Here is an 11,719-nt window from a genome sequence, read left to right as displayed (position 1 = left end):
CCGGGCGCACAAGGATTTGTCACTCCGCGCACCTCGGCGCGAAACTTCACCGGGCGGTCGCGCCACGGCATATCTGGATTGCATTGCGGAATTGACTCCTGTCCCGCAAAGAGGATCATTGAATACGACACGCACCCGGAAACGGTGGGCACACCCAATGACACGCAGCCTGCACAGCACGGACAGACTGCCCGCGTCGGCGCGCGCCGGGCACTGGAACGCGGTGATCGCCGAGGCGTATTTCCCGCTCGACCTGACCTTCCGCGATGCCGCACGGTTCGAAGGCCAGCTCGAACACAGCAACGTTGGCGATATCTCGCTGTCGCGCCTGTGTACCGAAGCGGTGCAGTACGAACGCCACCGCCATCACATCTCCTCCGCCACGGAAGAGCAGTACCTCATCACAATCCCACGCAAGTCGCCCGTCGATTTCCGCCAACTGGGCCGCGAGGTGCGCTGCGATCCGGGCGGCTTCATCCTGGAACGCGGCGACGAACCCTATCGCTTCTCCTATGCCAACGCGAACGACCTCTGTGTGCTCAAGATCGCAAAGCCCGTCCTCGCGACCAAGCTCCGCAATCCCGATCGCTACTGCGCCCTGGTCTTCAACGGGCGCGAAGGCATCGGCTCCCTCTTCACCACCATGGCGCAGCAGATCCAACGCCATGCCAGCTCCGATCCCAATAGCGATGCTGTCCTCAGCCGCCATCTGGTCGAACTCCTCGCCCTCGCCCTCGACCGGACGAGCGAGGTGGAACAGGGTGCCGGCTCTTCGGTGCGCGATGCCCACCGCCGGCGCGCCGAAAACGTGATCCTGCGGGATCTGTCGAACCCCGATCTCTCGCCGGAAATCATCGCCGACGCCGTGGGCATCTCGAAGCGCTACCTTCATGAACTCTTTGCCGAGGTGAACTGCACCGTCTCGCAATTCGTCCGGGAAGAACGTCTCAAGGCCGCGCGCGACCTGCTCCAGATGCCCAATCCCGGCCAGATGTCCGACATTGCATATCGCTTCGGATTTTCCGACCAGGCGCAGTTTTCGCGCCTGTTCAAGGCAAAGTTCGGCCAGACCCCGTCCGGCTATCGCGCGCAGATCACCGCGGCGTGCAACGACTGACGTCTATCCCGCCCGCCCCGCCATGGTCACGGATCCGCCCGTCTTCACCACGCGCAGGGCCAGCCCTGCGTCGTCGCGATGCGCCTGCACTTCGGCCGCCTCGCCCGCGATCAGGGGGGACAGGCCGCGATAGGAAAACACCTCCGGCACATGCCCCAGCACCTTCGTCGCAAGGTTCATCATCGCCACCGCCTGCAACGGCCCATGCACCACCAGCCCACCATAGCCCTCCACCTGTCGCGCATAATCGGCGTCATAATGGATGCGATGGCCGTTGAAGGTCATGGCCGAAAACCGGAACAGCCGCACCGGATCGGACAGTAACGCCACCGCCGCCACCGGCTGCCCAAGGTCGGGTGCCGGGGGATGATCCGGCACCGCCTGCCCCGGCACCGGATCGGCGCGATAGACAAGATCCTGCCGCTCGCTGATGCACAGCCGAGCCCCCACCCGATAGTCGTGCCGCACCGCGATGAAGATCAGTGCTCCCGTCGATCCCGTTTTCTGTGTGATCGCTTCGATCCGGCTGTCGCGCTCCACCTCATCATCCGCCTGCAGGGGATGGAGAAACCTGATCTCCCCCCCCGCCCACATCCGGCGCGGCAAGGGCAGCGCGGGCAGCGCGATCCCCGGCCGCGCATGCCCGTCCCGCCCCAGATCCTCGGGCGGCAACGCATCCGGGGCCAGGGTCCAGAACAGCCCCGGTGGCACCTCCTCCTCGCACAGCAGGTCGGGCAGCGTCGCCCGGAACTGGCCGATCAGACGCGTCGACAGCCGGTCCCTGCGGACCGTCCCCCGCCCGATCCAATCGGCATGGTCCCCGCTCATGGCAGAGGCCAGCCCGGATCGACAAGGCCCGTCGGATAGGCCAGCCCGAAATCCAGCGGCGGCTGGACCACGTATTTCCGGTCAAAGTCCAGCCAGGGATAGGGAACCCCCGACCGCACGATATAGGGCCAGTCGGGATGGGCAAAGATCGGCCTCCCTATGGCCACCATGTCGCCGGCCCCGGATGTCAGCGCGGCTTCCGCCTGCGCGCCATCGGCGATCCCCCCGTTGGTGATCACCGGCAACCCTGACGCCCGGCGTATTACCGTCGGCATCGGCGTCGGATCATCGGCAAATCGGTTGTCCAGATAGTTGAAACTTGCCCAATGCAGCGCGTCGTAATCCGACCCCGCAAGCGCCTTGCCCACCGCCTTGGCATAGGCGGTGCCGCCGGGCCAGGCCCCGGTGAAATCATCCACCCCATCCTGCGACAGCCGCAGGATGATCGCCTTGTCCGGCCCGATGGCGGCCCGGATCCTCTCGCCCACCAGCCGCGCGAACCGGACGTTGTTCTCCGGGCTGCCGCCAAATTCATCCGTGCGCAGGTTGGTCTTGGGCGTGATGAACTGCCAAAGCAGATAGCCGTTCGCGCCATGCACCTCCACGCCGTCCGCCCCCGCCTCGACGGCCCGCTTCGCCCCGGCTGCAAACCCGTCCGCAACCGCGTGGATCTCCTCCACCGTCAGCGCCCGGGCCTGGCCGAATGTCACCTTCGGCCAGGCTCCCTGAATGTTGCGGATGCCCTTTTCATAGTCATTGTCCGTATAAAGCGTCCATCCGCCGCTTTGCGTGGCCGAAGCACTGACCGGCGGCGCGCCGCCTAGAACGCGCGGATCCGACACCCGCCCCCCATGCATCAACTGGATGACAATCTTCGCCCCGTGCGCATGGACCGCCTCGCAGACCGGTCGCCAGCCGGCCACATGGGCGGCATTGGCGATGCCCGGCTGCGACAGATAGGCCCGCGACTGGAAGGCCTCCTGCTCATAGGTGCCTTCCGTGATGATCAGCCCCAAGCCACCCCGCGCGCGCCGGGCGTAATAGGCTGCCATCTCGTCCGTCGGCGTGCCATCGGCATGGGCCATCTGGCGGGTCAGCGGTGCCATGGCAATCCTGTTCCGCAGGGTCATCGGCCCCAGCGTCACGGGTGAAAACAGTGTCGGATAGGCTTCGCTCATCCTGATCTCCCTGATTTGACCCCGCTCAGATGCGCCCGTCCCAGGCGCCCGAGCGGACTAATTCCCCGATCTTGCTGCGGATCAACCGCACGACGGCCTTCGTCACCGGTGCCGCTGCCCGATGCGGCGCATGGGCCAGGATCAGCTCGCGGCTGATCACCGGATCCATGATGTGCTGCGCCCGCAGCCGCCCCTCTGCGACCTGCTCCTTCACCGCCGCCAGCGGCAGGATCGTCCGCAGACCGCCCGTACGCACCAGATCATAAATCGTGGGCAGCGTTTCCACCTCCATGCCCACGGTCAGCGTCACCTGCGCCCGCGCCGCCGCATCTTCGACCAGCAGCCGCAATCCGTGCGGGCTGCCCGGCAATACCAATTCCTCGCCCGCCACCTCTGCCATGCTCACCGCATCCGCCCGCCCGATGGGCGGTGCATCGGGGGCCGAAATCAGGAACATGTCCTCGAACAACAGATGTTCCGCATCCAGCAGCGTGCTGGACTTCATCTTGTAGAGCACCGCCAGATCGACCTTGCCCGCCGCCAGCCAGTCCGCCACATGCCCGCTGAACCCCTCCAGCACCCGCATCCGGATGCGCGGATGGTCCGCCCGGATCTGGCGAAGCAGGGGCGCCAGCAGCACCAGCCCGACCGAGGGCGGCACCGCCAGCTTCACGGTCCCGTCCAACTCGCCCGAGGCGCGGCGCATGTCCTGCCGCAAGGCCTCGCGCTGCGCGAGTATCCCCCGCGCGGCAGCAAGAAACGTCTCCCCCGCCTCGGTCAGCACCACCCCACGGCCGTTTCGATAGAACAGCGCCGTGCCCATCTCCGCCTCAAGATCGCGCACGCGGCGGCTCAATGCCGATTGCGCGACATTGTTCTGCAAGGCCGATTTCGTGAAGCTTCCGGTTTCGGCAATGCTTACGAAATACTGCAGATCGACAAATTCCAACCGCCCTACCCCGCTCCCTATGCCACGCGACGCTGGGCGCGCAGGGCCTCGGTCGCGGCTTCGTCCAACCCCCAGCCATAGCCGTTGGAGACAGGCTTGAAGACCACGCCATAAACCTCGCGCGCATGGTCTGCACTGATGAAACCATCCAGCAAATCGTCCAGCACCTTGGCCGGCGCACGCTCCAACGGGTTGCCGAACCCGCCCCCGCATGGCGACAGATAGCTGACAACATCCCCCAACTCGGCCCGCATGCCCGAGAATTTGGCATGCACATCGCGCGGCTCCTCTGCCCGCGCCGCATTGTGGATACGCACCCGCGCCGGAACGCCATCCGTCCCGCCAAAGATCCCCCAGGGCGCGTCCTCGTTCCTGTCGCTTTCATGCGTCATGAAGCCCGGAGTAAGAAAGCGCTGGGATTTCACCACGCCCATGCCCCCACGATACTTTCCCGCCCCCGGGAACACGTCGTCGCGGATCTCGTAGCGGTCGCAGATCATCGGCAGATGCATGCCCAGATCCTCCAGCGGGTTGTTGCGCGTGTTGCGCATCAATTCCTCGATCGTGTCCGGCCCATCGGAATGGGGCCGCCCCCCCATCGCCGCTTCGTTCACCTCGATCAACACCCAGTAATCCCCGCTCTCGCGCACGCCCGAATAAGAGGCAAAGGAAAGACAGGCCGCATTCCCCGCCGTCGATTTCTCCGGCAGGACCGGTGCCAGTGCCTTGATGATCAGGTCCACGACACGCTGGATCTGGTTGAACCGCGCCTCGCAGGCGGCGGGTGCGATCGGGTTGAAGATGGACCCGAGCGGCGCCGTCACCTTCACCGGCCGGAATGACCCCTCGTTCTGCGGGATGTATTCCTGATTGGTATAGGTATCCAGCAGCAACGCCCGGAAGGCGAAATAGCAGGCCACCTTGGTGGAACCCTCGAAGGGCACGTTGAAAGCCGTGGGCACCTGAGGCGAAGACCCGGTCAGGTCCACCTCCACATCATCGCCCCGCACCCGCACTGTCACCTTGATCGGCAGCCGCACGTCACGCGTCCGCCCGTCATCATCCATGAACCCTTCGGCGGTGTAATCCCCGTCGGGGATCTTGGCGATCTCGCGCCGCAACATGCGCTCGGAATAGTCCATGAGCTGCGCCGCGGCCTGTTCCACGGTGTCGCGCCCATAGGTGTCCATCAGCTCGCAATAGCGCTTCACCCCCAGTTCCGCCGCCGCGATCTGCGCTTCCAGATCGCGCATCACCAGCCCGGGCACCCGCGTATTGCCACTGATATAGCGCCAGAGCGTCTCGTTCCGGACACCCGCCTCGGCCAGCTTCAGCCCGTTCAGCAACATGCCCTCGGCAAAGACATCCGGCACGTCGATGATCAGCCCCGGCGTTGCCGCCCCGATATCCAGGTGATGCGCCGTATTGGCCGAAAATCCGACCAGCTCGCCGCGATAGAAGATCGGCATCACGATCCCGATATCGGGCGAATGGCTGGCTCCGTAATAGGGGTGGTTGTGGATCACCACATCCCCTGGCCGCCAGGAATCCTTGGGAATACTCTTCTCGATCCCGCGCAGATAGCCGGGGATCGACCCGATATGCATTGGTGTGGAATCGCTTTCGCACAGCGTATTGTAATCCAGATCGAACAACCCCGCGCCAAGGTCCTGGCTTTCGCGGATGATCGACGAATAGGACATGCGGTACAGCACGTTCCCCATCTGCTCGGCGATCGCATGCAGCGCCCCCCCGATGACCTGCAAGGTGATCGGATCAATGGTCCTGTCCATGTCCTGCCCCATATCTCAGCCCTCCTGCATGTCGCGGGCGATCACCAGATCGCCGATCTTGCGCACCGTCGCGGCATAGCCGGGCGGCACGATGGTGGTCGAATTCTGCTGCACGATCACGGCAGGCCCCACGACGACATCTGCCGCCCTTAGCTTCATCCGGTCAAAGCGCGGCGTCTGGATCGTCTCGCCGCTGTCAAAGGTGGTGAGCCGGGCGTAAAGCGCCGCCTCCGAAGGGTTCCGCCGCCCCCCGGTCTCCAGCATTGGCAGCATCAGCGTGTCAGACTCCGACGATCCGATCACCCGCAGGGTGACCATCTGCACCGCCTGATCCTCAAAGGCATGGCCATATTCCGTGCGATGCACCGCAAAGAACCGCCGCGCCATTTCCTGCGCGCTCTCCGCCGTGAAAGGCCCGTCAGGCACCGGTACCCGCAACTCGAAGCCCTGCCCGACATAGCGGCACTCGGCCACCCTCTCGAACTTCTGCCGCTCCGGCGGAATCCCGTCCGCCGCCAGCTGCGCCGCCGCCTCCTCCTTCAGCCGGTCGTAGACCCCGTTCACCGCCGCCAGTTCCGCCGCGCCCGCCGCCTGCAGAATCGCCAGCGAAGACTGGGTGAATTCATAGCGCGGCTCCGTCACCAGAAGGCCCATCGCCGCCGTGATCCCCGGATGCAAGGGCGAGATCACGTTCTTCGCCGCGATCATCTCGCCCAGCGCCACCCCATGCAGGGGCCCCGCCCCGCCAAAGGCCATCAGGCTGTAGTTCCTCGGATCAATCCCCCGCGCCACGGAATTAGAGGCAATTGCAAGCGCCATGTTGTTGTTGATGATCTTCAGAACGCCCAGCGCCGCGTCCTTCACGCTCATGCCAAGCGGCTCGGCCAGATGCATGCGGATCGCCTGCTCCGACAGGGCCGGATCAATCGCCAGCCCGCCGCCCAGGAAATGCTCGGGATCCAGCCGCCCCAGCACCACCTGTGCATCCGTCACCGTGGGATGCGTGCCGCCCTTGCCGTAACAGGCGGGCCCCGGCTCCGCCCCTGCCGATTTCGGCCCAACCCGGAACGCCCCGCCGCTGTCGACATAGGCAATGGATCCGCCCCCCGCGCCGATGGCGTCGATGTCGATCATCGGCACCAGCACGGGCAGATGAGCCACCTCCGTGTCGCGCGGATTCTTGATCGTCAGGGCCCCGTCGCGGATCACGCTGATATCGGCCGAGGTACCGCCGATATCTATCGTGATGATGTCGCGCTGATCGCAGGCAGCGCCGGTCCAGCGCCCGCCGATCACCCCCCCCGCCGGACCCGACAGCAACAGCCCCACCGGGTTCCGGCTGGCCTGCTCCACCGTGCTGATCCCGCCATTCGACTGCATGATCCGCACGATGGCCCGCACCCCGGCCCCGGCCAGACGCCGCTGCAGGTTGTCCAGATAGCGCTTGGTCTTCGGCCCGATATAGGCGTTCATAGCCGCAGTCGAGAACCGCTCGTATTCGCGGATCGTGTTCACCACTTCGGACGAGGCGCAGACAAAGGCTTCGGGCAACACCCGCCGCACGATTTCCGCCGCACGCATCTCGTGGTCGTTGTTCAGGAAGGAGAACAGGAACCCAACGACCACGGCTTCCAAGCCCCGTTCGGCGAACAGTTCCGCCGCTCGCTCCACCTGATCTTCGTCCAGCTTCATCTCCACCCGGCCGTCCGGCGGCAGGATGCGCTCGTCCACCACGATCCGGTTGCGTCGCTTGATCAGCGGTGCGCTCTGCCATGGCACGTCGAACTGCAACGAAAAATTGTGCGGCCGCTTGTGCCGGCCCATGTGCAGAATGTCGCGAAAGCCACGCGTGGTAATCATCCCCACCTCGGCCCCGTTGCGTTCGATCACGATGTTCGTCGCCACCGTCGTGCCATGAAACAGCGCGTCGATCTGGTCCGGCTGCACGCCCGCGATGGCACACAATTCAACCACACCCCGCACGACGGCGATCGACTGATCCGCGATGGTAGATGCGACCTTGTGGGTGAAGACCTGCCGCCGCGCGCCTTCGACCCGCTCCAGCACCAGGTCCGTGAACGTCCCGCCGACATCAACCCCAACGCGTATCATCCCTGTCTCCCTGTCCTGCCTCGGCTCCTGTCCCGCCTCGGCCCCGTGATCCGCAGATTGAGCCACGACTCAGCCCTTCCGCAAACAGGATTTTGCATACAGTAGACAGGGCAGCGTCGCGGATGCGCCATTCGTTACCAGCCGCACGCCGCGCGATAATCATCAATGATTCCTGAGGTTTCTTCCCAAAGCCATGCCGAACTGCGCTGCCGAATTCGTCGCTTCATATCCTGATGCGATATCTGATTTCCGCCAGCACATGTCAGGAATGTACAAAGCACACGCACAACGCCGCGCGGGGCGATCCGGTCTCTCTCCGGTCGCCCCGCGCAGCATGCCCGCGCCTCTCTGCCTTGCGCCTGTCCTGTGCGGTCTATTCCGGCGGCAGGATCGCCCCCGTCCGCTCCACGATCAGCCCATAGTGTTCCGGCCTGCGATGGCGGGCGAAGTTGAAGATCGTCTCCTTGTAGATGCGCCCCATGTCGAGATCGCATTTCGCGGTGATCACCTCGTCCTCCACGGTCACGGCCTGCGCCACGATCTCGCCCGATGGCGCGATGATGACGCTTTGCCCGCCCATCTTCGATCCTTCCTCTGTCCCGCATTTTGCGGTGCCGACAACCCAGGTCGCGTTCTGATAGGCCCCGGCCTGCATCGACAGGTGGTTGTGGAACAAGGTAAGGCTGTTCACCGCCTCGTCGCCGGTATGATCAAAAGGCGTGTTGTAGCCCAGCATGACCATGTCCACCCCCTGCAGCCCCATCACCCGATAGGTCTCGGGCCAGCGCCGATCGTTGCAGATCGCCATGCCCATCACGCCGCCAAAGCCGCGAAAGACCGGAAAGCCCAGATCGCCAGGCTCGAAATACCGCTTCTCCAGATGCTGAAACGCCCGCCCCGGCTGTGGCGCGTCATGGCCGGGCAGATGCACCTTGCGATACTTGCCGATGATCCTCCCCGTCCTGTCCACCAGGATCGACGTGTTGAAACGCCGCTTCACGCCCCCTTCGACCACCAGTTCCGCATAGCCGAGGCTGAACCCGATCCCCAGCTTCTGCGCCTCGTCGAACAGCGGCTGCGTCGCGGGCGAAGGCATCGCAGCCTCATAGAAGCTGTCCAGTTCCGCCTCGTCCTCGATCATCCAGCGCGGGAAGAAGGTGGTCAGCGCCAGTTCGGTGAATACCACCAGTTCCGCCCCCCGTCCCCGCGCCTCGCCCATCATCCCGACCAGACGCCGCACCGTATCGGCGCGGGTCTCGCTGCGTGCGATAGGCCCCATCTGCGCCGCCGCTGTTATCAGGTGTCGTGCCATCCTATCCCCCTTGCCCGAATTCTGCGCGCAACACCGCCCCGTGCTGATCCAGCGCTGGAACCGCCCCCGCGCCCGCCTCGCCATCGCTGAACCGAACACCGCGCGCCATCATCGCGACAGGCCCTGTCGGGCTCTCCACCGTGATCCGCCGCGCTTGCGGATGCACCGCCAGATCCTCCATCCCCGACAGCCGCCCGCAGGCAATCCCCGCTGCGCCCAGCCGCGCCATGGCCGCCTCGCGGTCGATCCCAGCCAGAACCGGCGCGATCAGCGCCTCCACCGCCTCCCGATGGGCCACCCGCGCCACATTGGTGGCAAAACGTGGATCATCGGCCAACTCCGCCTGCCCCAGAACCCGTGCCGCCAGCATCGCCCATTCGCGATCGCTCTGCACCGCCAGCAGAACCTGCCGCCCATCGGCACAATCGAAGGCCCCATAGGGCGCGATCGACGGATGCCGCAGCCCGACGCGCGGCGGTGTCGCCCCGCCATAGGCCGCCTGCAGATAGGGCACATTCATCCAGTCGGCCATCGTGTGGAACAGCGACACCTCCACCGCGCGACCCTCTCCGCGTATCCCCCGCGCCAGCAGCGATTGCAGCACGGCGGCAAAGGCCGTCTCACCCGCCGCGATGTCACAGACCGAAATCCCCACCCGCGCGGCGCCCTCGGGCGTACCGTTGATCGACAGAAGCCCGCTTTCGCCCTGGATCAGCATGTCATAGGCCTTCTGCTCCCGATACGGCCCCTCGTCGCCATAGCCCGAGATCGACAGATGGATCAGCCCGGGATTCCCCGCCCGCACCGCCTCGGCCCCCAGCCCCAGCCGCTCCGCCGCCCCCGGCGCAAGGTTCTGCACAAAGACATCCGCCTGCGCGACCATGCGTTTCAGCAGCGCCAGATCCTCCGCCACCCGCAGGTCCAGGCAGATCGACTCCTTCCCCCGGTTGGCCCAGACGAAATAGGCGCTTTCCCCATGTACCAGCCGGTCATAGCCCCGCGCGAAATCCCCGCCCGGACGTTCCACCTTGATCACCCGTGCGCCCGCATCCGCCAGCCGCGCCGTGCAAAGCGGGGCCGCCACCGCCTGCTCCAACGCAACCACCAGCAGTCCCTCCAGATCGCGCGCCATCAACCGCGCCCCGGACCATAGCTCTTGGGCAATCCAAGCACCTGCTCGGCGATGTGGCACAGGATCAGATTCGTGGAAATAGGGGCCACCTGATACAGCCGTGCCTCGCGGAACTTGCGCTCCACGTCATATTCCTCGGCAAAACCGAAGCCGCCATGGGTCTGAAGGCAGGCTTCCGCCGCCTCCCAGCTTGCATCGGCGGCCAGCATCTTGGCTGTATTCGCCTCTACCCCCGGATTCTGCCCTGCATCATAGATCGCCGCCGCGCGATAGACGATCGCCTCCGCTGCCGTCATATGCGCCCAGGCCCGCGCCAGCGGGAACTGAACCCCCTGATTCTGCCCGATGGGCGTGCCGAACACGACCCGCTCCCGCGCATAATCCGCGCCCTTCTGCAGGAACCACTTGGCATCCCCGATGCATTCGGCGGCAATCAGTATCCGCTCGGAATTCATCCCCGACAGGATATAGCGGAACCCCTTCCCCTCTTCCCCGATCAGGGCATCGGCTGGGATGCGCACATTGTCGAAGAAGACCTCGGTCGTGGCATGGTTCATCATCGTGCGGATGGGCCGGATGGTGATGCCGTTCCCTACCAGTCCGCGCAGGTCGACCAGAAACACCGAAAGCCCGTCCGTCCGCGACGCCGCCGCCTCGCGCGGGGTGGTGCGCGCCAGCAGGATCATCAGGTCCGAATGCTCCGCCCGGCTGGTCCAGATCTTCTGCCCGTTGATGATCCAGCCGTCGCCCTCGCGCCGCGCCACCGTCTTCAGCGACAGCGTATCCGTGCCGCTCGTGGGTTCCGTCACGCCAAAGGCCTGCAACCGCAGCGACCCGTCCGCAATCCCCGGCAGATAGGCGCGCTTCTGCGCCGCGTTGCCATGCCGCAGCAGCGTTCCCATCGTGTACATCTGCGCATGACACGCCGCCGCATTGCATCCCTGCCGATGGATCTCCTCCAGGATCACCGCCGCCGCCGTCAGCGGCAGGCCCGATCCACCATAGGCCTCGGGGATCATCGCACCCAGCCATCCCGCCCGGATCAGCGCCTGCACGAAGGCATCCGGATAGGCCCGCCGCGCATCCAGATCGCGCCAGTAGCTGCCCGGAAACTCGGCGCAGACCTTCGCCACGCCATCGCGGATCTCGGCATAATCGGCAGTCGGAGAAAAATCGGCCATCTGTCCTGCGTCCTCTCGCTTCTGCCCGATTGGTCGCAGGAATCCGTCGCAAAAGGAAATGATCAGACACGCATCCAGCTATCGCGCTGGATCATGGCCGCCTCCTTCCCGGGGGCC

9 protein-coding genes are annotated in these 11,719 nt (G+C 65.3%); 1 reads left to right on the top strand and 8 read right to left on the bottom strand.

The annotated features are described in order from the left end of the window. Nucleotides 1-157 precede the first annotated feature (157 nt). On the top strand, nucleotides 158-1,117 hold the full coding sequence (locus G5V65_RS10870; protein ID WP_165049892.1) for an AraC-like ligand-binding domain-containing protein: 960 nt from the start codon (nucleotides 158-160) through the stop codon (nucleotides 1,115-1,117). A 3-nt stretch (nucleotides 1,118-1,120) separates the two neighbouring features. On the opposite strand, the gene G5V65_RS22660 is transcribed toward G5V65_RS10870, so the two are convergent. The 8 genes from G5V65_RS22660 to G5V65_RS10830 all read right to left on the bottom strand — a co-directional run bounded on the left by G5V65_RS22660 (nucleotide 1,121) and on the right by G5V65_RS10830 (nucleotide 11,602). After that, nucleotides 1,121-1,945 (bottom strand): FAS1-like dehydratase domain-containing protein, encoded by an 825-nt coding sequence (locus G5V65_RS22660; RefSeq protein ID WP_165049890.1) that lies wholly within the window; start codon nucleotides 1,943-1,945, stop codon nucleotides 1,121-1,123. After that, complete coding sequence (locus G5V65_RS10860; RefSeq protein ID WP_165049888.1) at nucleotides 1,942-3,123, bottom strand: oxidoreductase; 1,182 nt, start codon at nucleotides 3,121-3,123, stop codon at nucleotides 1,942-1,944. The genes G5V65_RS22660 and G5V65_RS10860 overlap by 4 nt, the downstream gene beginning before the upstream one ends. Before the next feature lie 25 nt (nucleotides 3,124-3,148). Then, complete coding sequence (locus G5V65_RS10855; protein ID WP_165049886.1) at nucleotides 3,149-4,072, bottom strand: LysR family transcriptional regulator; 924 nt, start codon at nucleotides 4,070-4,072, stop codon at nucleotides 3,149-3,151. A 17-nt stretch (nucleotides 4,073-4,089) separates the two neighbouring features. After that, nucleotides 4,090-5,865, bottom strand: coding sequence for a hydantoinase B/oxoprolinase family protein (locus tag G5V65_RS10850; RefSeq protein WP_241250528.1), 1,776 nt, complete (start codon nucleotides 5,863-5,865; stop codon nucleotides 4,090-4,092). A gap of 15 nt (nucleotides 5,866-5,880) precedes the next feature. Then, nucleotides 5,881-7,977 carry a hydantoinase/oxoprolinase family protein gene (locus tag G5V65_RS10845; protein WP_165049881.1) on the bottom strand — a complete coding sequence of 699 codons (2,097 nt, stop codon included), beginning with the start codon at nucleotides 7,975-7,977 and terminating at the stop codon, nucleotides 5,881-5,883. 373 nt (nucleotides 7,978-8,350) lie between these two features. Further along, entirely contained in the window at nucleotides 8,351-9,289 is a 939-nt protein-coding gene (locus G5V65_RS10840; protein WP_165049879.1) for an N-carbamoyl-D-amino-acid hydrolase, read from the bottom strand. A gap of 1 nt (nucleotide 9,290) precedes the next feature. Further along, nucleotides 9,291-10,421, bottom strand: coding sequence for a CaiB/BaiF CoA transferase family protein (locus G5V65_RS10835; RefSeq protein WP_165049877.1), 1,131 nt, complete (start codon nucleotides 10,419-10,421; stop codon nucleotides 9,291-9,293). Further along, nucleotides 10,421-11,602, bottom strand: coding sequence for an acyl-CoA dehydrogenase family protein (locus tag G5V65_RS10830; protein WP_165049876.1), 1,182 nt, complete (start codon nucleotides 11,600-11,602; stop codon nucleotides 10,421-10,423). Before G5V65_RS10830 ends, G5V65_RS10835 begins: the two co-directional genes overlap by 1 nt. Between the last annotated feature and the right edge of the window lie 117 nt (nucleotides 11,603-11,719).

Origin of the sequence: Paragemmobacter kunshanensis (assembly GCF_011059185.1) — a bacterium.
GTDB classification, from domain to species: Bacteria; Pseudomonadota; Alphaproteobacteria; order Rhodobacterales; family Rhodobacteraceae; genus Paragemmobacter; species Paragemmobacter kunshanensis.
The sequence above is the reverse complement of the archived record's forward strand: the minus strand, read 5'-3'. Positions and strand labels throughout refer to the sequence as shown.

What these genes read in the sequence shown, in the direction of transcription:
- G5V65_RS10835 (WP_165049877.1), bottom strand. Translation starts at nt 10,421, where the DNA reads ATGGCGCGCGATCTGGAGGGACTGCTGGTGGTTGCGTTGGAGCAGGCG.
- G5V65_RS10870 (WP_165049892.1), top strand. Translation starts at nt 158, where the DNA reads ATGACACGCAGCCTGCACAGCACGGACAGACTGCCCGCGTCGGCGCGC.
- G5V65_RS10850 (WP_241250528.1), bottom strand. Translation starts at nt 5,865, where the DNA reads ATGGACAGGACCATTGATCCGATCACCTTGCAGGTCATCGGGGGGGCG.
- G5V65_RS10830 (WP_165049876.1), bottom strand. Translation starts at nt 11,602, where the DNA reads ATGGCCGATTTTTCTCCGACTGCCGATTATGCCGAGATCCGCGATGGC.
- G5V65_RS10860 (WP_165049888.1), bottom strand. Translation starts at nt 3,123, where the DNA reads ATGAGCGAAGCCTATCCGACACTGTTTTCACCCGTGACGCTGGGGCCG.
- G5V65_RS10845 (WP_165049881.1), bottom strand. Translation starts at nt 7,977, where the DNA reads ATGATACGCGTTGGGGTTGATGTCGGCGGGACGTTCACGGACCTGGTG.
- G5V65_RS10840 (WP_165049879.1), bottom strand. Translation starts at nt 9,289, where the DNA reads ATGGCACGACACCTGATAACAGCGGCGGCGCAGATGGGGCCTATCGCA.
- G5V65_RS22660 (WP_165049890.1), bottom strand. Translation starts at nt 1,945, where the DNA reads ATGAGCGGGGACCATGCCGATTGGATCGGGCGGGGGACGGTCCGCAGG.